Below are 25,997 nucleotides of genomic sequence, written 5' to 3'. Positions count from 1 at the left end.
ATTCAAAAATATATAAGGTAAAATTATGATATTATAAATATTTTTAAGTAATTACAGTATTTTAGAGAAAAACAACTTGGTCCGTTCTTCCTTTGGGTTTTCGAAAACCTCCTTCGGTGGTCCCTGCTCGATAATCATTCCATCATCCACAAAGAGCAGGCGGTCCCCCACCTCTCTGGCAAACCCCATTTCGTGGGTAACCACTGCCATAGTCATACCCTTCTTGGCTAAGTCTTTCATAACATCCAGAACTTCCTTTACCATCTCCGGGTCCAGGGCCGAGGTCGGCTCATCAAACAGCATTACCTTTGGCTGCATAGCCAATGCCCGGGCAATGGCCACCCGCTGCTGTTGTCCACCGGACAGCTGTGGAGGATAGGCGCCGGCCTTATCTGCCAGCCCGACCTGTCTCAGTAGTTCCATAGCAGTCTTTTCAGCCTCAGCCTTGGCTATCTTCCGCACCTTAATTGGCGCCAAAGTAATATTCTGCAGCACGGTCATATGCGGAAAGAGATTAAACCGTTGGAACACCATACCGATTTCCTCTCTGGCTTTATTGATATTAGCCTCGCCATTTAACTCTATGCCATCCACTACCACCTTGCCCGAGGTTGGTTCCTCCAAAAGATTCATACAACGAAGCAGGGTACTTTTACCGGAGCCGGATGGACCGATAATAACCACCACTTCTTTTGGATTTATATGCAAGTCGATTCCCTTCAGCACTTCGTGGCCGTCAAAGGATTTATGTAAATCTTTAATATCAATCATTTTGTCTTCAACCTCTTCTCCATATATGCCACCAAACGGGAAATTGCCAAAGTCATTACCAAGTAAATGAGCGCTACACTAAGCCATATTTCCAGTGAACCGTAAGTCCGGGCAATAATCAGCTGTCCACGGCGAGTCAGCTCTTCAAACCCAATAACCGATACCAGGGAAGAATCCTTCAGAAGAGCAATAAACTCATTGCCCAGCGGTGGAATGATATTTTTAAAGGCCTGAGGTATGATTATATACCGCATGGTCTGGACCCAGGTCATGCCCAAGGACCGGCCGGCCTCCATCTGACCGCTGTCAATGGCCTGAATACCTGCCCGGAAAATCTCGGCAATATATGCACCGGAGTTAATACCACAGGCGGTAATAGCCGCCAGAAACGGGTCAACCCTTTGGTCCAAAATAATCGGCAGGGCAAAATAAATTAAAAATATCTGCACCAACAACGGAGTACCCCGCAGAAAATCGGTGTAAATCGCCGCCAAAATACTCAACGGCTTTACATGGCTGATACGGGCAATACCCACAAACATACCGATTATCAGTCCCAAAAACACGGAAATAGCTGTAATCTGCACAGTAATTCCAGCCCCCAGAATAAGCAACGGGAAGGACTGTATTACCAAGTCAATATTGAAGCTCATTTTATTCACCTGACCATTCAAAATTTATAAATTTACATCATAACAGCATAATTATATAGAGCATACAAGTTCATGTCAAGATAGTAAAAGGCTGTTGCACCCGCAACAGCCTTTAATAGTCAGCTTAGTATGGCTTATTTTTTGTCACCAAACCATTTTGTATAAATTTTATCGTACTCGCCATTTTCCTTCAGCTTCTTAAGAGCAGCATTGATTTTGGTCTGAAGCTCAGTATCCTTCTTATTGATAGCAATACCATAGTCTTCAGCAGTCAGCAAATCTGGCAGCACCTTTACATTGCCATTCTTGGACTCAACAATATAACGGTCATTAACCGGACGGTCATTGATAACTGCGTCTACGCCCTTGGCAGCCAGCTCAATAAAGGTATCAGCGGAAGAATTCAATTCCTTGGCCTGTACGCCCTCAATCTTCTTAACCTCAGTAGCGGAAGTAGTACCAATCTGTACTGCAACCTTCTTGCCCTTCAGGTCGTTGAAAGTCTTAATGCTGTTGTTGTCCTTGGCCACCATGATGCTAAGACCGGACTTATAATAAGGATCGGAGAAAAGAACCTTCTGCTTACGCTCGTCGTTGATGGTCATACCGGAAATAATAACATCGATATTGCCAGCCTCCAAAGAAGGAATCAGGCCATCGAATGCCAGATTATTGATTTCAACCTTGTAGCCCATTTCCTTACCAACAGCCCGAATCAAATCCATATCGAAGCCTTCATAAGCATTTGGGTCTGCCCCCTGGAACTCAAAAGGTGCAAAGTCAGCATTGGTACCAACCTTCAAAACCTTTTCGCCGTCAGCAGCCTTCTTATCACTGCCACAACCAGCCACCATAGCCATAACAGCCATCAGTGCAGCCATACATAACACTAGGATTTTCTTTGACATGAAAAATTGCCTCCCTTTTAATAATACATACCTATACTCAATGTACAGTGATGTATAAATATAGAAGCCCGGAGTAATACTAATACCGCCGGGCCTCTTCGCCAACTATTCAAATATTAGCCGTTCTTTTTTGCCTGAAAGCAATCACGGCAATATACTGGGCGGTCATTCTTTGGTTCAAATGGAACCTCAGTCTCCTTACCACACTCAGCACATACAACAGTGAACATCTGACGCTGCTCTCTGCTCTCACCATCGCGGCTGCGGCGTCTCTTGTCGCGGCAATCGCGGCAACGAACCGGCTTGTTCTCAAAGCCCTTCTCTGCATAAAATTCCTGTTCCCCTGCGCTAAAGATGAACTCCTTGCCACAGTCCTTACATACCAAAGTCTCGTCTTCAAAAGCCATTAAAAAAATCCCCCATTTTAGTATTTTGACATCCCATCTGTACTCTTACTTAAACTTACCTAATTACAGGTGGACAAAGAGACATCCTTACCTGTCAAGTATATATGCAGCACAGAAAAAAAGCAAGCTAAACTTCACAATATAACTTCCAAATATGTCGATATTTATCCTCAATATCCACCATATATGACTTATTGTCCATCAGCCGTGACTTTCTCACCTGTTTTGGCAGTTCGTGATGGATTTCGTTCAGTTTATCCACCTGTTTGCCCAGCTGGATTGCCTTGCTGGCATAAGTTCGGTTGCCATCACTGATCAGCTCTGCCAGGCCAGCTGCCTGTAAAATCGTCTCACCATATCTGGAACCATGGCTCCACCCCTTCATGGTAATAACCGGCACCCCCATATAAAGGGCATCACAGGTAGTAAGTCCCCCACAATATGGCGAAGTATCCAGACAAATATCTATATCGTTATACTGGGTGAGATAATCGGCACTAAACGGGCGAAGCTCCAGCTGTTCAGGATCGCCACCAATCTGTTGGAACCGCTCCCGGATTATCGCCTGCCCGGACTCAATACTGCAGGTCTTATTTTTTAGAATCAGCTTTCCGTGGCTACCTTCCAAAACATTTCGCCACATCACCAGCATTTCATCTGTCACCTTGGCAAAATTATTAAAACAGCCATAGGTTACATACCCGTTCATTTTAGCAGGGGTATCACGGCCTTCCACCTTCATATTGCGCATCACATCAGGGGAAAAGCACAAATGACATCCCTGCATCCGCAATGGTTTTTCCGAAAACCTCCACTCCGGAGCATCATCCGGACAACAAATATTATCTGTCAAAAAATAGTCCACTGTTTTTAACCCGGTGGTATTGATATAGCCAATACCAGAAATCTGGATTGGCGCCGGACGGTACCCCAAAACCGGCAGGCAGCTATTTTGGGTATGTCCGGATAAATCCACTAAAATATCTATGCGGTCCTGAAAAATCTGTCTGGCAATCTGTAAAGGAGTCTTGTCCGACACATCCCGCCATACTTTGGACATTTTTTTGAACCGCTGGGTTATATGGTCCCCTTTGCCGGTAAAATACACATAAACAGAAAAATCATCCCCATTGGCGTCCCGTAACAGTGGCGTAAAAAAATAGGCTGCCGCATGTTGACGAAAATCCGGTGAAATGTAACCAATACGCAGAGAATGGCTTTTCCGTCGCTTTTCCTTGTCGTGAGGGAACATCATCTCTGTCCGCAGCAAGCTGCCATACTGTCGATGCTTCTTCAGCTGTCCTTCACTGCCACTTTCCCGATAATTGGTCAAAAACAGGGCCTTACTATGGTAAGTGGCCTTCTGCTGAATATCTGAAACCGTCTGACTGGCCTTGAAGGTGGCCTGAGCAGCTTTTTCTGCATAGCCGGCCAACAGGCAACTATCCGCATAAAATGCATACCCCCGCTCAATTATTTTTTGAGCAGTTTCATCCCAGCCATCCAATTTTTCTCCCGCCTCGAACCTGGCAAACAACTGCTCATAAGCCAACAAGGCCTTGTCCAACTGAAACTGGGCACCATAAAAGGCGGCTGTAGCAAACAACCCCCGCAAATTAGCCTTGGCAACCGTTTTTTGACTATCCAGCTGCCACAGCTTATTCAGGGCTTCCTCAGCCGGGGAAAATTCCTGTAAATATATTGAAGCCTCGGCTATAATGGCCAGGGCCTCAGCACTATTTTCATTAAGTTCCAATGCCTCACGGCCACAAGCCCGCATACTGAACAAATCGCCGCAGGCCAAAAACATTTCCGCCGTGTTAGACCAGGACGATTCCGTGTCTGTATCAAAGGCCACTTTTCCCACCACCTAAAGTCAAAGTCATCTATCCATTTTTCCTCTGTGCTTTAAACTCCGACTATTATTATTCGTGAATAATTCCTTAAATCCTGCCTTTAAGCCAATCTATATGAAATCATTCCGAAAAAGAAAAATCCTTAAAGACAATCATCTATATCTCCGGGTCCAGTTCATTTCCATATTCCTTTAAAAAAATCTTCTGATATTTTTTATAGCTTGGATCAAGGGGCTTTTCCTTCGGGGAGTGAATACACCAGTAGCTTTCCTGCTTTGGCACAACCACCTTATATCCCCGGCGCTGCAATTCCTTGCATTGAGAAATTTCATAAAAATGCCAGCCGGTAAACAAATCCTCCCGCCATGGTAAATCCACTTGAGTGGCTACCAGCAGCCCATCTATGGCTTCTACCTCAACGCAGGTCCCATCTACCTCGTTGCAGATGGAATCAACCACACTCTCCGACTCGCAGGCGTGCAGCACCCGTCCCACCATTCGCATACCATCCCACCATATGCCGCTGGATGGTAGACTGCGGCAGCCAATCACTCCCATAGCCCCAACAGCTTTATCGGCAAAAATCCTCAGCATATCACTGATAAAATCCGGATTAACAATCAAGGTGTCCTGATGAATATATACCTTATATTTAGCGTCGGTTTGTCGCATCCCCTGATTGTAGCCCTGGCACATAGAAGACGCATTCCGGACCGGAATCAATTCTATCCCCATTCCCGCCGGAATTGTAAGGTTCCTTAAATACAGCTCACATTCCCGATACCAGTCCTCATTGTTAACACAGGTAATAAACGCCACCCGTTGGTCCGCCGGCAAAGATTTGGCAGCCTTTTCATCATAATTATCATGTGCCATTTTCGGATTAAAAGCCATGGCATCCACTTTACCAGTGGCCAATTGAACCTGCCAATCCGCCACCAGTTGGTAATCCTGATGAAAACCATAGGCCCGCTCCATTTCCTCCACCAGCTCTTTGGCCAGTGTTTTTTCCCCAAATGCATACAACCCCAAAACACAATTCGTCAAGAAATCCTTGGTATGCATAATGGTTTCCAAAATAAAATTGGCAATATAGGCCGGGAAAATCTTTTCCCGATTCCAAAGCTCCACCAAAGCCTTGAGATTAGGCTCAATATCAATACCAAATTCAACCCGCCGCAAACGGTTTACCATTTCCCGCCGGACAGCCGGTGTATAGTATCTTTTTAGCTCCAAAATCTCCGGAGACGACTTGGTGGCCATTACCATCCAGGTCCTTATCCCCAAATCCCCATCCAAATTCTCAAAACCAAACTGCTCCAGCTTTTTAATAAAGTCCGCATCATTGCTGTAGTCATCCTCCACCGGGGCAAAGGAGGCATCCTTGTAAAAGGAGGCAAACAACAGATTCAGCATTTCATTTTTGGAAAAAATATGGGAGCATATATGATAAAAATGCCCCTGCATCAGAGCGCGGATAATTCGCCAGTACCGGGCGTTGGTAAAGGTGGTCATAAAGCAGCCGGTGGACTTTATATAAAGCCCAAAGCCGGAGGCAATGTCCTGAGGATTCCCTACCTGCTCCAGGCACTGATCCCCCATAACAATATCAAAAAATTCACGCTCAAAGGACAACGGCTCCGACATATAGTCCAATACGGTCCAATGGACGCCAAGTCCTGTATAGCACTCCTCCGTACATATATCCTCATCCTGAACCACTGCGTATATTTCCGCCTTGGGAAGCTTCTCCCGCAATGCCTTCAGGTACCCTACGCTTTCAATCAGCAGCACCCGCAAAGGTTCCTCGGTTGGCACAATAAATTTCAACAAATCGCCACTTTTATCCTCAATCATTCCGCTACCGCCTCTACATATATTCGTTCCATTGCCCGGACATAGCCAGCTTCATCCATCAATGGCGAGCTTTCAACCATCGGCCGCAGCTGGCTGCGCAGCTCTGACACCAGTTCAGGGGCCCTGCCCAGCGCTGAAGCAATCTCAATATACTCTGTCACATTATCAGCCGCCATATCCCCCAGGCCCACATTCATCAGCATGCTGTACCCAAAGCGTTGTCCCCGGCTAGTCCCATACTGGGACACCACCGGCACCCCCATATACATGGCTTCAAATGTGGTCATCCCACCAGTATATGGAAAGGTATCCAAAGCTATATCCATATCCCCATATTGGGTCAAATAATCCTGACTAAAATTCCGCAGCTCCACCCGATGCCGGTCAATGCCACATCCAGCCAACCGGTCCAAGGTATACTGCCGTCCAGCGGCATCCCCAAACAGCTTGTGTTTTAATAAAAGCCGGCTCTTCGGTACCTGCGCCAGAATTTTCCCCCAAGCCACCAGCATGTCATCGGTAACCTTGCTGAAATTATTGAAGCAGCCATAAGTAATATAGCCATTTTTCCGATAAGGTGCTTCGCTTACCGGCGGCATATCCTTAAATATGTGGAAGCAGAAATGACTGCCCTTTATGGCCAGCAGCCGTTCCACATAAGCATCCTGTCGCGGGGCTGGTGTGCAGTATTCGTCCCCCAGCACATAGTCCACTGATGTCATGCCCGTACTGCCCACCCAGCCAATGGCCGACATCTGCACCTTGGCCGGCTTATAAGCCAATACCGGCAGCATATTGCCACTGGTATGACCGCCCAGGTCCACCAAGATATCAATTTCATCCTTATAAATCTGTCGGGCTATATCCTGATGTGGCATACCAGCCACTGGCCGCCACACATCACAACCATCCTGAAACTGTCTGGTAACGGTATCTGCACCGGTATTTCCGGCATAACAATAAACAGAAAAAGAATGTCGGTCGGCCTTATCAACCAAGGCCCACAGCAGAGCTGACACCGGATGCTGGTGATAGTCGGCTGACAAATAGCCCACCCGCAGCTTATCATGTTGCCAATTTTTTTCGGCAAAAGGCTTTATGGTGCCTGCTGCCAGCAAATCCTCATAACCGGCATACAGGCTTTGCCAAAATTCCCGGTCGGTGGACGGCAGAGCTGCCGCCGCAAAAATGGCATTGCTGTATTCCACCAGCTTTTGCTGCCAATCATCCTCCGTGGCCACGGACTGAAGAAACATTTCCACAGCCTTAGCCGACTGACCAATTACACTGTAAGCCTGTCCCAGCAGGCTGTATACTGCCGGCAACAATCCCACATCGTCCCGGCAGCCACTGGCCGCCAATCCACTCAGGATATCAATTTCTCCCAGCACTTCCCCCAAGGACCGTTTTACATAAGCCCCCAGCAGCCGCACTTTGGACACAGCAAAACCGCCAGCCGAATACAATTCGCCCAGTACGGTTTCCGCCTCGGTAAATTTCCCCTGTTTCCACAGTTCGTGGGCGGACATATATAAATCCCAGCATTCCTTGGTCATATTGGCCATTTACTTCACCTGATTAACTGATTGTTTCAATACGCATTATTTCCGGCAAACTCTGTTGCCGCAGCCTGTAAAGCCATATCAACAGTCACATCCATATCATAATATGAATATGTCCCCAGCCGGCCACCAAAAATCACATTGGTCAGTTTGGCAGTCTCGGCCTTATACTTGGCATAAAGAGCACTGTTTTTTTCATCATTGACCGGATAATATGGCTCATCCCCCGGCGTCCATTCCGAGGAATACTCCCGGGAAATCACCGTTTTCGGCAAATCGTTACCATTTGCATCCTTGCCAAATTCAAACCATTTGTGCTCAATAATTCTGGTCCATGGGGTTTCCCGATCCGTGTAGTTCACGGCCGCATTCCCCTGAAAGCTCGGCATATCCAGCAGCTCATTTTCAAACCGCACCGAACGATATTCCAAGGTCCCCAGCTTGTAATCAAAAAACTCGTCCACCGGGCCGGTATAAACAATTTTGTCAGCTATATTTTCATATTCATCCCGGTGCTTCAGATAGTCCACTCCCAGCCGCACTTCAATACCTTCCAGCAAATTATTGACCAGCTTAGTATAGCCCCCGATGGGTATTCCCTGATACAGGGCATTAAAATAGTTGTTGTCATAGGTATATCGTACAGGCAAGCGCTTGATAATAAAGGCCGGCAAATCCTTGCAATCCCTTCCCCATTGCTTTTCCGTATAGCCCTTTATCAGCTTTTCAAAAATATCCCGGCCTACCAATGAAATAGCCTGTTCCTCCAGATTTTGGGGCTCACCGGTTATCTCCTGACGCTGCCGGGCAATCCGGTCAGCCGCCTCCTGGGGCGTTACCACCCCCCACATCTTGTTGAAGGTATACATATTAAATGGCAGGGAATAAATCTCGCCTTTGTAATTGGCGACCGGAGAATTGGTAAACCGGTTAAAGGTGGCAAAGGTGTTCACATAATCCCACACCACTTTATTGTTGGTATGAAAAATATGGGCACCGTATTTGTGCACATTGATGCCCTCCACTTGCTCTGTGTACACATTACCACCAATGTGGTTGCGCCGGTCAAGCACCAGCACCTTTTTCCCTTTTTCCCTGGCCTGCTGGGCGAAAACTGCCCCAAACAGCCCGGCACCAACAATCAAATAATCATAATGCATAACCCTGCTCCTTATTGTTTGTAGTAATTTAACCCACAACTCTATTTTAATGGCTTTTTCCCCTATTCTCAATCACAAATACATATTTTCCCATACAAAAAGAGATGTGAAACGGAAAAACCATTACACATCTCTGTTTTATCTGTATATTTGCTTACCCATTTACCCGGGAGAATTTATCCCGCAGGATAACATCGTGGGAACCGCCCTCCACAATACTGGTAGAAGACACCAGAGTCAGGCGGGCCTTTTCCTGCAGCTCAGGAATGGTCAACGCGCCACAATTGCACATGGTAGAACGGATTTTGCTCAAGGTCACCCCAACATTGTCGTGGAGAGAACCAGCATATGGAACATAGGAATCAACGCCTTCCTCGAAGGACAGCTTCTTGGCGCCGCCCAGATCATAGCGCATCCAGTTGCGGGCCCGGTTGGAACCCTCACCCCAATATTCCTTGTAGTAAGTACCATTGATTTTAATACGGTCAGTAGGGCTTTCATCAAACCGGGAGAAATACCGGCCCAACATCATAAAGTCTGCCCCCATGGCCAAAGCCAAAGTCATATGATAGTCATGAACAATACCGCCATCAGAGCATACCGGAATGTATATACCGGTCTTCTGGTAATACTCATCACGGGCCTTGCATACATCAATCAAGGCAGTAGCCTGACCACGGCCAATACCCTTGGTCTCACGGGTAATACAAATGGAACCGCCACCGATACCTACCTTGATAAAGTCTGCGCCAGCCTCGGCCAGGAACATAAAGCCATCCCGGTCTACAACATTACCGGCACCCACCTTTACATCCTCACCGAAATTCTCATGAATGTATTTCAGGGTAATGCGCTGCCACTCGGAGAAACCCTCGGAGGAGTCAATGCAGAGTACATCCGCCCCAGCCTTCAGCAAAGCCGGCACCCGCTCTGCGTAATCACGGGTGTTGATACCAGCGCCAACAATGTAACGCTTCTTGCTGTCAATCAGCTCCAGCTTATTTTCCTTGTTATCAGTGTAATCCTTGCGGAATACCATATACAGGAGACGCTGATTTTCGTCTACCAGTGGCAGCATATTCAGCTTGTGCTCCCAAATAAGGTCATTGGCTTCAGACAAGGTAGTGTCAGCCCCGGCATAAATCAGCTTATCAAATGGGGTCATAAACTCCTTGGCCTGGGTATCCATGGACATCCGGGTAATGCGATAGTCACGGCTGGTAACAATACCCAGCAGCTTGCCGGTAGGCTCGCCGTCTTCCGTAACAGCCATAGTGGAATGACCGGTCTTTTCCTTCAAAGCCAAGATTTCCTCCAGGGTGGTGGTAGGCTTGATATTGGAATCACTGCTTACAAAGCCGGATTTATAATTCTTTACCCGGGCAACCATAGCTGCCTCATCTTCTATTGACTGAGAACCATAAATGAATGACACACCGCCTTCACGAGCCAAAGCAATCGCCATGGAGTCATTGGAGACGGACTGCATAATAGCTGAAGTCATTGGAATATTCATGGAAATTTTAGGCTCTTCACCTTTCTTGAACTTTACCAGCGGTGTCTTTAAAGACACATTTGCCGGAATACACTTATCAGATGAATAACCAGGAACCAATAAATACTCGCCAAAAGTGTGTGAAGGTTCATCAAAATAGAATGCCAACATAATCCCTTCTTTTCTGTAATATTTTTTGTTTTCCTCGACCTTTTGGAGACGCTCCGGTCAAAGATATTGTCACTATACTAGTACAATAAATCCCAGTTGTCAAACAAAAAATGAAGCAAAAAGGACTGTCCTCTCAAAAAGGACAGTCCTCCATTTTAGCTTATTCTACTGTTACAGATTTGGCCAGATTTCTTGGTTTATCCACATCTGCACCACGGGTAATAGCGGTGTAGTAGCTGAGCAGCTGCAATGGCAATACCGCCAAAAGTGGAATCAACAGCTCGTCAGTGCGTGGAACGAAAATGACATGGTCGGCATACTTTTCCAGTTCGGTGTCCCCGGTGGCTGCAATACCGATAACCACTGCATCACGGGCCTTGACTTCCTTGATGTTGCTCAGCGTCTTGTCATAAACGCTCTTCTGGGTAGCCAGAGCCACCACCGGAACTCCCTGAGTGATAAGGGCCAAAGTACCATGCTTCAGCTCACCAGCCGCATAAGCCTCTGCGTGAATATAGGAAATTTCCTTCAGCTTCAGGGAACCTTCCAGTGCCACTTCATAGTCCAAAGCCCGGCCAATGAAGAATACATCGTTGTTAAAGCCATACTTCTTGGCAAACACCTTGATTGGCTCTACATCCTCCAAGGTCTCACTAATCTGGGCCGGAATGTTCCGCAGCATGGTGAGCAGCTCCTTCATCCGTCTAGGAGCTACCGTACCCCGGAGGCCAGCCATATACGCTCCCAACAGGAACATAACAATCAGCTGGGTGGTATAAGCCTTGGTGGATGCTACCGCAATCTCCGGACCAGCCCAAGTATAAATAACCTGATCTGCCTCACGGGCAATGGAAGAACCTACCACATTGGTTACCGCCAAGGTCTTGGAGCCCAGCCGCTTGGCTTCCTTCAAGGCAGCCAAAGTATCAATGGTCTCACCGGACTGGCTCACAACAATAGTCAATGTATTGTCATCAATGATTGGCTGACGATAACGGAACTCAGAAGCTATATCTACTTCCACCGGTACTCGGGCCATACGCTCGATATAGTATTTACCAACCAGACCGGCATGATAAGCGGTACCGCAGGCTACGATGAACACCTTGGAGAAGGAATTCACATATTCCTCAGTCCAGCCCAACTCCTCCAAAACAACAGCGGAGTTATCCTTGTTGATTCTGGAAGACAGAGTATCACGAACTGCCTTAGGCTGCTCATGGATTTCCTTTAACATAAAATGCTCATAGCCGCCCTTTTCAGCTGCTTCAGCATTCCAATTTACTTCAAATACCTTCTTGGTTACCGGCTCGCCCAGGCTATTGGTAATCCATACAGAATCCTTCTTTACAACAGCCAGTTCACCGTCGTTTACGATATAGGTACGACGGGTCCGGGAAATAATCGCCGGAATATCCGAAGCAACAAAGTTTTCCCCATCGCCCAGACCGATTACCAGCGGATTGTCCTGCTTGGTGCAAATCAGCTTATCCGGGTCCTTCTTGGACATAAATACAATAGCATAGGAGCCCTCAACCCGCTTTAAAACTTCACGGACAGAAGCCTCAAAATCACCGTTATAAAGCTCCTCCAGCAGATGAGGCAATACCTCAGTATCGGTCTCAGACTTGAAAACATGCCCCTTGGAAATAAGGTCTTCCTTCAACTCCATGTAGTTCTCGATAATACCGTTATGAACCACCGCAAAATCACCATGGCAATCAGTATGCGGATGGGAGTTGGTATCAGATGGGCGGCCGTGGGTAGCCCAACGGGTATGACCGATACCGATGCACCCTTCCGGCGTCTTTCCCTCGATTTTCTCCTCAAGAGCGGCCAAACGCCCCACAGTCTTCTCCACACAAATAATCTGGTCGTTCAGCACGGCAATACCGGCGGAATCATAACCACGATACTCCAGCTTGGTCAGCCCCTCAATAAGGAATGGGGCTGCCTGATTGCTACCAATGTAACCAACAATACCACACATAAAAAAAACCTCCTGACACAACTGGAAGTCCTATGTCCTGCCCAAATACCGCTCTGTCCTGCCAGTTACCCGACAGTTTTTACAGTATTCTAACGACCGGCAAGCCGAGAGGCATCCGCTGATAAATCGACAACCTCTTCCTCGTCACCTCACTGACACATCAGCAAGGCCATGCGCTAGAACTTTAAGTCCTTTCAATATATGAACACAGTGACTTCAACAACATCATCACCGCAATTTGTGCCTTCGCCCAAATCACGACACCTTATTCTAATGGATTAGTATGTAATAGTCAAGAAAAAATAACTCCCAAAACTTTTCAGCAAACAAAACGGGGCTATGATAACACAACAAGTGCTTCCATAGCCCCAAATATACTTTTATTTAATGTAACACTTCTATTACATCATACCTGGCATACCGCCCATTGCTCCGGCACCAGCCATTGGGTTAGCTGCGCCCTCAGTTGGCTTGTCAGCAACCAAAGTCTCGGTGGTGAGAACCATAGCAGCAATGGAAGCTGCATTCTGCAGTGCGGAACGGGTAACCTTGGCAGGGTCAACAATACCGTTGGCAATCATATCAACATACTCGCCCTTGTAAGCATCGAAACCAACACCAACCTCATGGTTCTTAACCTCAGCCACTACTACAGAGCCTTCCAGGCCTGCGTTGCTGGCAATCTGGCGAACCGGCTCCTCAACAGCACGGCGGACAATGTTGATACCGGTCTTAACATCACCCTCGGCCTTCAGGGAATCCAAAGCAGGGAGAATATCGATAAAGGTAGTACCACCACCAGCTACGATACCTTCTTCAACTGCAGCGCGGGTAGCATGGAGAGCATCCTCAACCCGGAGCTTCTTGTCCTTCATCTCAACCTCGGTAGCAGCACCGATTTCAATAACAGCTACGCCGCCGGAGAGCTTAGCCAGACGCTCCTGGAGCTTCTCCTTGTCGAAATCAGAGGTAGTATCAGCAATCTGCTTCTTGATCTGCTCAATACGGGAGCTGATAGCATCCTTGTCACCCATACCATCAACGATAGTAGTGTTTTCCTTGGAGGAATGTACCTGACGGGCATGACCAAGGTCTTCCAGAGTTACGCTGTCCAGCTTGCGGCCCAATTCCTCAGAAATCAGCTGACCACCGGTGAGGATAGCAATATCCTCCAGCATAGCCTTACGGCGATCGCCAAAGCCAGGAGCCTTTACAGCCAGAGCCTTGAAGGTACCACGGAGCTTGTTGACAACGATAGTTGCCAGAGCCTCGCCATCCAAATCCTCAGCGATAATAACCAGTTCCTTGCCCATCTTAACAACCTGCTCAAGAATTGGCAGAATGTCGTTAACGGAAGAAATCTTCTTGTCAGTGATAAGGATGAATGGGTCATTCATAACAGCTTCCATCTTATCAGTGTCGGTAACCATATATGGGGAAATGTAACCACGGTCGAACTGCATACCTTCTACAACAGACAGGCTGGTTTCCATACCCTTGGACTCCTCAACGGTGATAACGCCTTCCTTGCCAACCTTTTCCATAGCATCAGCAATGTACTGGCCGATTTCCTCATCAGCAGAGGATACAGTAGCAACCTGGGCAATAGCCTTCTGGGACTCAACTGGCTTGGAAACCTTCTGGAGCTCAGCTACCAGAGTCTTTACAGCCATCTCGATACCCTTTTTCAGAACCATAGGATTAGCACCGGCAGCTACATTGCGCATACCTTCATGAATCATAGCCTGAGCCAGCAGAGTTGCAGTAGTAGTACCGTCACCGGCTACATCGTTGGTCTTGGTAGCAACCTGACGAACCAGCTGAGCACCCATGTTCTCAAATGGATCTTCCAACTCGATATCACGGGCAATGGTAACACCATCATTGGTGATGGTAGGTGCACCGAACTTCTTATCCAGAACCACATTACGGCCCTTTGGACCAAGGGTAACTTTTACAGCATTTGCCAATGCGTCAACGCCCTTTTCCAGTGCGCGACGAGCTTCTTCATCAAATAAAATCTGCTTTGCCATTATATTTGCCTCCAATTTTTATCAAGATAAACCGAAAATCGGCAGATTACTCTACAATGCCAAGAATATCGCTCTGACGAACGATGAGATAATCCTTGCCGTCAATCTTTACTTCAGTGCCGGCGTACTTGGAATAAAGAACAGTGTCGCCAACCTTAACCTCCATGTTAATGCGGTTGCCTTCCTTGTCCACACTACCAGGGCCAGCTGCTACGATAACGCCCTTCATAGGCTTTTCTTTGGCAGTATCTGCCAAAATAATACCACTTGCTGTTTTGGTCTCTGCCTCAGCAACTTCAATGACAACCCTGTCTCCCAATGGTTTAATCATATTTAAACGCCTCCCAAAAGAAAAATCATAATTTTATTGTTAGCACTCTTTTTGGCTGAGTGCTAAACCCGAGTATTATAATAAATCCTTTTGGACAAAAAATCAAGTAAAAAGTCAAAAAAACAAAGAAATCATAAAATGACTTCTTTGCTGGTTGATTATTCATTATTATCCAATAACCATCTGGCTATATCGATAACTCTGATGCCATCAATGTCATTTATCCAAATTGACTTTCAAGACCTATTTGATATAATAAGGACAAGGAAGGTGCTACCGATAAGCGGTCAGCCCCAAATTAGATTGTTTATAGAAAACCGCCTAAAGTTGGTAGCTGGAGGCGGTTTTTCTATTGCTATGATTTAATTGCAACGATACAAATCGCCACAAGAAACACTAATGACAGAAAAAACCACAGCCGGCATTTCTGCCGGCTGCAGTCTTTCTATGGAGTTTTCAAATCGTCAAAAAGTATCGGATAATCCTGCCGCAAATCAAAAATATGATAGATATACACTACCTCATTACTAAGCCGGTAAATTGCTGCGTGCTTCTTTATAATTATCATACGATATCCACGCTGATTCAGCCATTCATCCGGAAGTAGAGAACCAGAATCCGGAAAGGTCTCCAGTCGGCCAATGGTTTCCAAAATGCCAGATGTCACCTTTAGAGCTGTTTGTGCATCAAAGTATAACCTATACCAATCTGCTATTCGTGACAGATCTTCCCAGGCCTGTGATAAAATTTGCACATTATACTTCATATAGGCGCTCCTGCAATTTTGCTCGTGCTTCTGCTACCGACATAGTCTTTGCCCCACTTAATCTTTCCTGCTCTGCGGCCAGAATTTTCTCCCGCATATTTAACATTTCTTCCCGCCGCTCAAAGGCTTCAATACTCATAAAAACGCCGTCGCCTTCGCCATTTTTTGTGATATAAATGGGTGCCTGAGTTTCCCGCGCCAACATAGAAATTTTCCCATAGTCGTTTCTTAAAGATGTTGATGGTTTTATTAACACCTGGCCCACTCCTCAAAAATTCTATCATTATTCTATCATTATTATACACAAAATTAAAATCAATATCCATTTTTTTCATTAAAGTATACTCTCTTCAAGTACTCCTTTCAGTTTATAACGCCATTGTTCAAATTTTTCTTCTTTAGAAGAAAAATCTTCCAATTAGCGTTTCCCTAAAGGACTAGCTTCGCGTCGCAACGAGGTGGGAGATNNNTATACTAACATCAACATAGAACTAAAACGATGCCACCAACAAAACTATCCATCGATGAGTATCAGTTTATCAATATCCAACATAGAACTAAAACACCGCGGGCATTCTCCAGCTTCATAATGTTGTATCAGTTTATCAATATCCAACATAGAACTAAAACTGATCCGTGGAATTCCGGTAATCAATACCGGTATCAGTTTATCAATATCCAACATAGAACTAAAACTATTTTACCTGGGCTTTAATCACACCCTTCGTATCAGTTTATCAATATCCAACATAGAACTAAAACGATGCCACCAACAAAACTATCCATCGATGAGTATCAGTTTATCAATATCCAACATAGAACTAAAACCAACCTCGTCCAAGTTTTTGCCATAGCAATGTATCAGTTTATCAATATCCAACATAGAACTAAAACCGAATAAAGCCGGCAACACTGGTCAAGATTGTATCAGTTTATCAATATCCAACATAGAACTAAAACTACTGGCAATACACATAACTATCACAAAAGTATCAGTTTATCAATATCCAACATAGAACTAAAACGGGACTTAGCAACAATAGCACTACCGGCAGTATCAGTTTATCAATATCCAACATAGAACTAAAACGCAACGCTCCAACTCTTAGCACTACCACGAGTATCAGTTTATCAATATCCAACATAGAACTAAAACTGACAGGCAGAAATTTGATAATCAAAATTGTATCAGTTTATCAATATCCAACATAGAACTAAAACCAATATTTCTAATTTGTTTTCGAGTTCGTCGTATCAGTTTATCAATATCCAACATAGAACTAAAACCATGCAGCACCATAGGCGTTCCCAATGACAGTATCAGTTTATCAATATCCAACATAGAACTAAAACTGCAAATAATCTCTATATATGCTTCACCGCGTATCAGTTTATCAATATCCAACATAGAACTAAAACGGATAAATCCTGCCAGTAGCGAAATTCCCAGTATCAGTTTATCAATATCCAACATAGAACTAAAACATACTTCATTAGATAACTTTTCATCATCGGGTATCAGTTTATCAATATCCAACATAGAACTAAAACCAATGTCGTGGATTCCCACCAACCAACAACGTATCAGTTTATCAATATCCAACATAGAACTAAAACAAACGATAGAAACATATACAAAGGCTGTTAGTATCAGTTTATCAATATCCAACATAGAACTAAAACCAGACAGATGGAACATGATTATTGTCTGTCGTATCAGTTTATCAATATCCAACATAGAACTAAAACCAATAATGCGGGTATTAGTACCATCAGCAAGTATCAGTTTATCAATATCCAACATAGAACTAAAACAGGTACTAAGCCGGAGTTTGTTAGCCTTGGTATCAGTTTATCAATATCCAACATAGAACTAAAACCTCATAACAAAGATTAACAAGTATATTTAGTATCAGTTTATCAATATCCAACATAGAACTAAAACCTGGTACTCTTTCTGCTCCGTCTTCTCCAGTATCAGTTTATCAATATCCAACATAGAACTAAAACAGCAACTCTCTGCGCTTTTATCTCTTCATGTATCAGTTTATCAATATCCAACATAGAACTAAAACTTAATATCCCAACACACGCCAATAGGTAGTGTATCAGTTTATCAATATCCAACATAGAACTAAAACCCGATAACTGCAACATTAAACAAAACTCTCGTATCAGTTTATCAATATCCAACATAGAACTAAAACAGAAACCGCTTACCATGATTACGCCGGAGAGTATCAGTTTATCAATATCCAACATAGAACTAAAACCTTAAATTGATTATATCATAATTCAAATAAGCATTACATCCTTATCATCCAACAGGTTTTCTGTAGGTGTTTTCTCACCTAACAAAATTTGCATTTTATTGTATTGCTTTTCCGTTATCTGCAGCAAGCGAACCGAACCATAAGGGGGTATAATTTTTTTTACTTCCCGGCAATATTTTTTTGAGTCATCATTATTCTTGGTTATTCGTGAATACACGGAATACTGAAGCATATCAAAACCAAGTTTAATTAAACTCTTTCTAAAATGCATATAATTCTTTTTATCCTCCGATGTAGTTGTCGGCAAATCAAACATTACTATCAGTCGCATATATCTATTTTCCATATTTTTCCATATCAGGTAGCAAAAGCAAATCAACAGAATTACCATTTATGGCACTGGTAAAACTGGATATACATTTGTCAACAGCATTATAAAGACGCATTCTCTTTTTGTTAATTAACACCTCCGTGTTACACAGTCCCACCAATGATATTTTATTATTTGATGTTAATTCATCCACCAACTCATCATTATGGGCAAAAACCCAATAATCCACTATAGGCCGAAACGGTTCCATAAAATCATCTGCCAAATTAAATGGATTGCCTTCACCAATATGGTGAATACCTAAATTACAGTTGTATCCATGGGCGCACAAGGATCTAGCCACCAATGATCTAATAATGGCATATCCATAATTCATGGCGGCATTTAATACATCATCTTCAAACCTTGTGAAGTTAACGCCAAATAAATTTCTAAAAAACATTTTGGCCGCTATAGCCTCTCTATTGCCCGGGTCCCCAGGCAAGACTTCATCAGCCAACTGATGAAGTCTGCCAGAAATTTCACTTTTTCCCGTTAATTTTTCCAACACATAGGCCTGATTGTTAATTTTAGCTTTCACTATTTTTTCCCAAAGATTATCCTGCATTTCTTTTGGCAATGCTATTTGGCGCTTTAAAGCAGCAAAACCGGCATAGTATGAATCTGATGATAATACATTACAACATGGCAAGTGTTTCGAGTCACATAATATAACATTAACATCATATTCCGCCAGTTTACATAGAGCATATACTGACAAGCTAATGGACATATTATCCACCACCAAAGATTGAATATCACCTAAAGGTATCTTCTTATCGTCATCTTTTTGGTGAATAACAAGCCATTCATCATGAACTGTTATTCTTTCTCCGTTATTGACAAGAATGGAGCGGAACATTTTACCTCACCACCAATTTGCCCAAGAATATCAATGTGATATTTTTTTATAGTATCATCTTTAGATAATGTAAAATCTTTTCGCACCGCATCATTGTTACTTATCAAATAAAATCTATTAGCTTTGATGTTTTTTATTCCTGTATAATAACCTTTAATTCTTTCCTCTCCTTTTTTGTTGTACACCACAATATAATCATTCTTAAACAAATACATAATATGCTTATCATAATTATCTGGATTAGGAACATTGATAAACATCTTTTTGTTTTTCAATTTAAAATCAACATACCTAAGGCCGCGCAAAGCCGTCTTATTATCTTTTGTGGAATACACCTCCAAACAGTAATACGATTTGGCATCCAAAATATTTTCATTGCCTAAAGAGTCCATTTTTACACTTGATGAGTCTTCTTTATCTTTTTTCTTTATAGGATTATCCTTAGTAAAGCTTCCAGAAAACCGCTTGGACTGCTTATAGGATACCAACGGCATCTGTATGGAAGCAACAAAATCAGAGTCATTATAATACTGCTCTAGATTTTTGCGGAATGCTTCTGGTGTAACCATATTGAATTCCTCAAGACTTGTATCCACCAATCTCTTATCCGTTTCCTCCCGCAATGACCTTACCATGGATGGAATACGATCCTTTCGTACCAGCAGATTCTTGGCCAATTCTTCATTTAAGTGATAATACTTCTCCATCTTGCGAACTGCCTTATCAAGATAATTATCATATTCCTCCGTCACTCGCTTGCCATTTTGACGGAAAATATTCTGGAGTTTAAGGTTATCACTGGCCAGTTCCACTGCAGCTGGAGTAAGATTGGCAATAACTATAGCATCAGCTGCATGATGCAAATTATTTTCCCTGTTCTTTTCCGGAGTTCCCCAGGTTCGCTTATTAAGCCACAGTTTTCGCATTTTGGATGTAATGGCACCATTGATTGCATATACATTTTTCTTTTTATCGCTGTTAAATAGCAACATATTATTTAGATAGTTCACTAAAAAACGACTTATATATCTGGTGTCGTTAATATTTCTTGACTTCCACTCATCCAGCAGTTTACTGTCACGAAGGTTCTTTACCATCAAGTACTTGTACTTTTTCTTTGAGATTATTTTTTTCTTCAGTAAGATATTTACTCTCTTTATAAACTCCAATTCAGCCTTATCAGATAAATATTCTCTAGGAGCTTTATTGGATTTTGCCTGACGATTGCTCCCCATACCAGTCAGTACCTTATTATTTAGGGTATCATCCAATATCAGCGAAAATGGGATAATGTGATCAATATCATATTGCCCACTCAGCACATCCGCTTCTGGAATATTTTCCCCCGTATATAAATCTATCCCATCCTGCTGCTCCCATAGACGATAACGCGCTATATCTTTACCAGATACTTCCCCCTCTTTACGAAGTCCCAGTTCAACCAGCTTTGTACTAATAGCCTCCTTTTTTTTCATTTTTTCGTTGTTGGCTTTGGTCATTTTCCGCCTGGTTTCAATACTGTGCCCCAGTTCATCAGCCACCTCAATATTGATATATGCCGGCGAACCGTACTTGCCTATAAGGGCATTGATTATCTTGCGGGTTTCATTGATTGCCTTGAAAACCACTACATTCTTTACCACATCTTCATCCATTTCTTTTGTGAACGGTGGTAATAATCTTACCTTCTCCGTATTTTCTGCTTCATCTGTAAGCTGTTCCTTATTTCGTCGGGCTTGGAAATTACCATATAATTCACCATGTCTGAAGGCATCAATAGCTTCTAGCATGTAGCGATAGCATACATTTGATGTTCCACCAAAGTGTATTCTCCTGGTTTGTTCTTGCAATGCTTTATTCCAGCCAGCTTTTTCCAATGCTTTTCTTCTGCGTTTTGGGGTAATATTGCTGGCTAACAAACTACATAATTCATGGAGTTTGGATGGCCTATCAAAATCAAATTGTTCTTCCTTGATCAATTCATCATAACTATACCCACTATCATCCAATATCTTTTTCAATATCTTCAGAGTCTTTATAGTCTGCGGTATGTTTTCCTCTAGCTTTTCAGCCTTTATAAGGGTCAAATTGTATTTCTTCAGTATTTCTTTGATATCTTTTTCAGTAATGGATGCATTTTTTAGGGCAAAATCAATAATTTTGTCAGCAGCTTCCGGTAAAAATGTTATTTCACCAGTGGTGCTGTCAACATACATCATCTTGGACAAACCGTTTACCAAGGAATAAATATCTGCAATTACTGTGGACCTATAGCCTCTAACTTCTTCCTTATAAAACATACAGCAGCCTATGCTATCCAAAAAACCCATAAACTTACGCTTTTTATCAGTTTTATCCCCGGGTCCATCCTCAAAATCCCGCTGAACAAAAACTATGTCGTCACATAAGAAATCAATATTATGTTCCGTCAACTGTTCATAGAATTCCTGTTGCTTCCGGAGTATTGCCCTAAGTTCATCCCTTAACGCTGCCCGTTTAATAAGAAAATATTTTTCGTCGTCATCACCTTTATGATTATGGAAATCTGGAAACTGGGTGTTTGTAGAAAATTCATTATCATGCAAAATCATATCGGCAACGGATACATACTTACCAGCTGCCATTTTTTCATCAAATCTGGATAGGGCGGTCTTTATCTTGCCAGCTTCCTTTTCATCCGCAACATCATCTTCATAGAATTCACGATAACCTCTATGGTTGCAAAAATGGATAACGCAATCGGCAATTTCTTGTGGGGTGAGCTTTTCCGACAATCCCCTAAATCTCACATAGTAAATATTCTGATTGCCATTTACTTCCTGCCATTCTTTAATTTTGTCCGCACTTAATAAACCTATCCGCTCAATAAATCTCTTTGCCCGCTCTTTACGATGGTATCTACGCCGAATCAATCTACGACCAGCCCTATATTGCCGTCTCCCCTGGTTCTTACTGACTTTTGTTTTGGGTTCTTCCCCAGAATCAAAAAGCCGGACCCCTACCTGTTCGATACGGGCATCATATACCTTATCATACGACAATACAGCAAAACCTACAGAACCTATACCAACATCCAACCCGATTCCAATTTTTCTTTTCATGAATATCCTCCTATTCTATGTTGACATGTATTCATTGTTAGTGATAATATGAGTATGAACTTAGAGTTACTGTTGTGCCGGTTTATCAATATCCAACATAAAACCTTTTATTGATTATTGTCAGTTTATCAATATCCAACAATAGTTCTAAGATAAGGCCTTATGTGCCGTAGGGTATAGCGGTATCCCGAACAATTCCGCTGCTTTGAGTATTAAGCTGCTACATCATGTAGCAGCTTTTTTATTACCGGTTACAATACTGCGTTTGTATTCCAGCTAGTTAAAAGAGGTTCTCTTTAATTATTATATACTTTTAGAATATTCTGCCAATAATTTACTGTGCATTTTTTAGTCAAGAAATTACAATCATTAAGAAGGCTCTCTCCTCATACATCTTCCCTTATACCGTTGTTTGCAATCCCCTCACTTCCATCCAGAACACCCAGCAAGTAAAAATCTATACACAAAAAAAAACTACAGCCGGCATTTCTGCCGGCTGCAGTCTTTCTACGGAGAAGTATTGTGAGTGGTGACCTTCATAATCTGTTGCTATAGCCTTGCAACTAACTTTTTTATCTCTTTCTCATTTTCCCTGCTAAACTCACTAAGCTCATACGACCTTATTCTTTCATTTACCAAATGTGGAATAACGAATCCATTCTTGACCAGAATGGCCAGACGGTTAATCACGGTTTTATTCGTAACACCAATGTCTCGGCTAACTTCTATTGGTGCAAACACACCTTTGTATTTACTAATCAACAACCGCAACAAATCTTTCTCCTTAGCCTTTAGATAGGACAAACTCTCCTTTACACCTCCACCACTGGCGCTTTCTGACAATTCACAAGCCTTGCTTGAATACAGCAATACCATTCGCAGGAAATACTTGATCCAAATCTCTGGATGGGGTGGATTGTCCCGCCCCGAATAATACAGTGCTGGCAACCCCATTTGAATAGATTCATAGTATTCATTTACATCATAGGCAAAGTATTCTTCCAATGAACCAATTCCATTGAAGCCATACCCGTTTATATCCAGAATATATCCTGATACTAAGCGAGCCGTTCGACCATTACCATCCTCAAAAGGATGAATGGTTACCAGCTGGTAGTGTACAACAGCCGCTATCAGCAACGGGTGGTCATCGGTGGAATTAACATACTCCACCAGCTCGTCCAAAAGGTCAGGAATATCGCAGTATTCTGGTGGTATGTAATCGGGCTTCCCCGTCTTGGAATCATATACTGCAAATAACACCCCAGGTATCGTAGCACCTCTTAGCCCGATTTTTTCCTTTGAAGCACCTTTTTCCACATATTTTTGCACATCCAGGATAAGTTTCTTGGATAGCTTTTCCTTCTTTTTTGCTTTCTCTTCCAAGTATTTTAATGCCAAAAAATAATTCCTTACCTCTTGTTCCGGCTTTAGAAAATGCTGTCTTTCATCTCTATCTATAACTTCATCAACCTGTTGTACTGAAAGGGGATTTCCCTCTATCCTGTTTGAGGCAAAGGAGCTCTTCTTTTGGGAATTTTTCCGTAATTTATCAGCTATATTTTTAGACAACTTAACAGAAGAAACATTATATCGATTTTTATCTATATCCGTTATATATTTTAGGATTTCATTAGTCAAAATTACTTTCATCATAGGCAATCCCCCCTTGAATATTATATCAGCATATCCATTATTGTTTCACTAAATTTTCACTATTTTTTCACTATTTTCCATTATGCCATCCCATTACAATATCGTTGGCAGCAGTAGGCCAAAAGATAGTGTCCTGTAAGCAAAAGCTCAACAGAAAAAGACCACAGCCGGCATTTCTGCCGGCTGCAGTCTTTCTATGGAGAAGTGTTGTAGGAAATTTTTAGGTTAGTTGAGATTCCGAAAATGTCTGATTTTGAGTATAACTTAGTGGAAGATTTTTCTTTTTTTAAAAGAAAAATTTGAACTACTGCGGTATAATGATTACTGACATATCAATATCAAAGGGGTTTTAGTGTGGAAAAGAATAATAAAATCTATCAGGCATATGTGGAAATTCTCAAACGGGAGCTGGTACCGGCCATGGGCTGCACCGAGCCGATTGCCATTGCCTACTGTGCTGCCAAGGCCAGAGAAGCTTTGGGAGCGCTGCCGGACAAAATCACTGTAGCTGCCAGTGGCAATATTATAAAAAATGTAAAAAGCGTTATTGTACCAAACACTGAAGGCCGAAAGGGTATTGAAGCCGCCGCGGCCATCGGAGTGCTGGCTGGGGATGCCAACGCTGAGCTGGAGGTTATCGCCCGTGTCAAGCCGGAGGACAAAGCTCAGCTGAGCCAATATATGGAAACCACGGATATTCAGGTGGAAGCCGCCCAGTCAGAGCATGTTCTGGATATTATTGTTACCGTTTCTAAAGGAACAGATACCGCTCAGGTGCAGGTGGTAAATGAGCATACTAACATTGTCAAAATCTGCAAAAACGGCCAGATAATCCTGGAAAAGGAAATCATCGATACCGCCGAACCAGGCAAACCAGACTATGAGTGTATGACCATAGAGGATATTTACGACTTTGCCATGACCTGCGATCTGGCCGATGTTCAGGAGCTGCTGGACCGGCAGATTGCGTATAACACCGCCATTTCCGATGAGGGGCTGAAAAACGATTATGGCGCCAATATTGGCAAAACCTTGCTAAAAGCCTATGGCAATGATATACATATCCGGGCCAGAGCCAGGGCCGCCGCCGGCTCAGACGCCCGAATGAACGGCTGTGAAATGCCGGTAGTCATTAACTCCGGCAGTGGCAATCAGGGAATGACCGTCTCCCTGCCGGTTATTGAATACGCCAAGGAGCTGGGCTCCAGTCAGGAAGAACTGTATCGGGCCCTGCTGTTGTCCAATCTGGTAACCCTCCACGAAAAAGAGGGCATCGGCCGCCTGTCAGCCTACTGTGGGGCCATTAGCGCCGGCGCCGGAGCTGGAGCCGGGATTGCCTGGCTATGCAGTAAGGACTATGAATCGGTAATTCACACCATTGTAAACGCGTTGGCCATCACCTCCGGCATTGTCTGCGATGGAGCCAAGGCCTCCTGTGCTGCCAAGATTTCTGCCGCGGTAGATGCTGGTATTATGGGCTTTGAAATGTACCGCAACGGCCAGCAATTCTACGGTGGTGACGGTCTGGTACTGAAGGGCGTGGAGAACACCATTCGAAATATCAGTCGGCTGGGGCGCATCGGCATGAAAGAAACCGACAAGGAAATCATAAAAATGATGATAGGGCAATAATAAAAAGCCAGATGCAGGTCTAACGCGGCACGCTCGCGCTCGAGACATTTTGCCTAGTGGTACTAAGTTCACATTCGCTTTGCTTATGTTCACTAAGTGCCAAGGCAAAATGATGTCCGCTTATAGACTCTCCATCTGGCATC

At 43.6% G+C, this 25,997-nt stretch carries 18 protein-coding genes, 1 pseudogene and 1 CRISPR repeat array; of the genes and pseudogenes, 1 reads left to right on the top strand and 18 read right to left on the bottom strand.

Translation table 11 applies throughout. The features are described 5' to 3' along the window. Positions 1–51: 51 nt before the first annotated feature. From QZV24_RS01950 to QZV24_RS01870, 18 genes and pseudogenes are all read right to left on the bottom strand, one after another. Complete coding sequence (locus tag QZV24_RS01950; protein WP_294519305.1) at positions 52–771, bottom strand: amino acid ABC transporter ATP-binding protein; 720 nt, start codon at positions 769–771, stop codon at positions 52–54. Continuing rightward, positions 768–1,424, bottom strand: coding sequence for an amino acid ABC transporter permease (locus QZV24_RS01945; RefSeq protein WP_290655034.1), 657 nt, complete (start codon positions 1,422–1,424; stop codon positions 768–770). Before QZV24_RS01945 ends, QZV24_RS01950 begins: the two co-directional genes overlap by 4 nt. Before the next feature lie 134 nt (positions 1,425–1,558). Then, positions 1,559–2,332 carry a basic amino acid ABC transporter substrate-binding protein gene (locus QZV24_RS01940; RefSeq protein ID WP_290655033.1) on the bottom strand — a complete coding sequence of 258 codons (774 nt, stop codon included), beginning with the start codon at positions 2,330–2,332 and terminating at the stop codon, positions 1,559–1,561. 116 nt (positions 2,333–2,448) lie between these two features. Next, positions 2,449–2,739: a zinc-ribbon domain containing protein gene (locus QZV24_RS01935; protein ID WP_290655032.1), complete on the bottom strand. Its 291-nt coding sequence runs from the start codon at positions 2,737–2,739 to the stop codon at positions 2,449–2,451. 127 nt (positions 2,740–2,866) lie between these two features. Further along, the gene (locus QZV24_RS01930) at positions 2,867–4,597 is read right to left on the bottom strand and encodes a hypothetical protein (protein ID WP_294519300.1); all 1,731 of its coding nucleotides are present in this window, start codon (positions 4,595–4,597) and stop codon (positions 2,867–2,869) included. 154 nt (positions 4,598–4,751) lie between these two features. Continuing rightward, positions 4,752–5,471 (bottom strand): glycosyltransferase family protein, encoded by a 720-nt coding sequence (locus QZV24_RS01925; RefSeq protein ID WP_294519329.1) that lies wholly within the window; start codon positions 5,469–5,471, stop codon positions 4,752–4,754. Between the two features lie 977 nt (positions 5,472–6,448). Then, positions 6,449–8,017, bottom strand: coding sequence for a hypothetical protein (locus QZV24_RS01920; protein WP_294519297.1), 1,569 nt, complete (start codon positions 8,015–8,017; stop codon positions 6,449–6,451). Between the two features lie 26 nt (positions 8,018–8,043). Continuing rightward, positions 8,044–9,174: a UDP-galactopyranose mutase gene (gene glf, locus QZV24_RS01915; RefSeq protein ID WP_294519294.1), complete on the bottom strand. Its 1,131-nt coding sequence runs from the start codon at positions 9,172–9,174 to the stop codon at positions 8,044–8,046. Between the two features lie 154 nt (positions 9,175–9,328). After that, positions 9,329–10,837, bottom strand: coding sequence for an IMP dehydrogenase (locus tag QZV24_RS01910; protein ID WP_294519326.1), 1,509 nt, complete (start codon positions 10,835–10,837; stop codon positions 9,329–9,331). 163 nt (positions 10,838–11,000) lie between these two features. Then, positions 11,001–12,830 (bottom strand): glutamine--fructose-6-phosphate transaminase (isomerizing), encoded by a 1,830-nt coding sequence (gene glmS / locus QZV24_RS01905; protein WP_294519292.1) that lies wholly within the window; start codon positions 12,828–12,830, stop codon positions 11,001–11,003. A gap of 401 nt (positions 12,831–13,231) precedes the next feature. Then, positions 13,232–14,863, bottom strand: a complete 1,632-nt coding sequence (groL, locus tag QZV24_RS01900) for a chaperonin GroEL (RefSeq protein ID WP_294519290.1) — start codon at positions 14,861–14,863, stop codon at positions 13,232–13,234. Positions 14,864–14,909: 46 nt separating this feature from the next. Continuing rightward, positions 14,910–15,194: a co-chaperone GroES gene (gene groES, locus QZV24_RS01895; protein ID WP_290655026.1), complete on the bottom strand. Its 285-nt coding sequence runs from the start codon at positions 15,192–15,194 to the stop codon at positions 14,910–14,912. A gap of 445 nt (positions 15,195–15,639) precedes the next feature. After that, the gene (locus QZV24_RS01890; protein WP_294519287.1) at positions 15,640–15,960 is read right to left on the bottom strand and encodes a type II toxin-antitoxin system RelE/ParE family toxin; all 321 of its coding nucleotides are present in this window, start codon (positions 15,958–15,960) and stop codon (positions 15,640–15,642) included. Further along, positions 15,950–16,216 (bottom strand): type II toxin-antitoxin system Phd/YefM family antitoxin, encoded by a 267-nt coding sequence (locus tag QZV24_RS01885; RefSeq protein ID WP_290655024.1) that lies wholly within the window; start codon positions 16,214–16,216, stop codon positions 15,950–15,952. Before QZV24_RS01885 ends, QZV24_RS01890 begins: the two co-directional genes overlap by 11 nt. Before the next feature lie 206 nt (positions 16,217–16,422). Continuing rightward, positions 16,423–18,299: direct repeats of the CRISPR family, unit length 36 nt; unit sequence GTATCAGTTTATCAATATCCAACATAGAACTAAAAC. A gap of 37 nt (positions 18,300–18,336) precedes the next feature. Next, positions 18,337–18,564, bottom strand: a pseudogene (cas2, locus tag QZV24_RS10570) (CRISPR-associated endonuclease Cas2); the annotation flags it as partial. 4 nt (positions 18,565–18,568) lie between these two features. Beyond that, on the bottom strand, positions 18,569–19,465 hold the full coding sequence (gene cas1, locus QZV24_RS01880) for a type II CRISPR-associated endonuclease Cas1 (protein ID WP_294519283.1): 897 nt from the start codon (positions 19,463–19,465) through the stop codon (positions 18,569–18,571). Then, the gene (gene cas9 / locus QZV24_RS01875) at positions 19,426–22,566 is read right to left on the bottom strand and encodes a type II CRISPR RNA-guided endonuclease Cas9 (protein ID WP_294519280.1); all 3,141 of its coding nucleotides are present in this window, start codon (positions 22,564–22,566) and stop codon (positions 19,426–19,428) included. The genes cas1 and cas9 overlap by 40 nt, the downstream gene beginning before the upstream one ends. Before the next feature lie 549 nt (positions 22,567–23,115). Next, on the bottom strand, positions 23,116–24,222 hold the full coding sequence (locus QZV24_RS01870; protein ID WP_294519277.1) for a Fic family protein: 1,107 nt from the start codon (positions 24,220–24,222) through the stop codon (positions 23,116–23,118). Between the two features lie 354 nt (positions 24,223–24,576). Between QZV24_RS01870 and QZV24_RS01865 the strand changes: the two genes are divergently transcribed. Continuing rightward, complete coding sequence (locus tag QZV24_RS01865) at positions 24,577–25,854, top strand: serine dehydratase subunit alpha family protein (RefSeq protein WP_294519274.1); 1,278 nt, start codon at positions 24,577–24,579, stop codon at positions 25,852–25,854. Positions 25,855–25,997: the final 143 nt, after the last annotated feature.

The sequence above is a fragment of the uncultured Anaerovibrio sp. genome, from assembly GCA_902786545.1.
Taxonomy (GTDB): Bacteria; Bacillota; Negativicutes; order Selenomonadales; family Selenomonadaceae; genus Anaerovibrio.
Note: the sequence above shows the minus strand (reverse complement) of the source record. Positions and strands in the feature narration are given on the sequence as shown.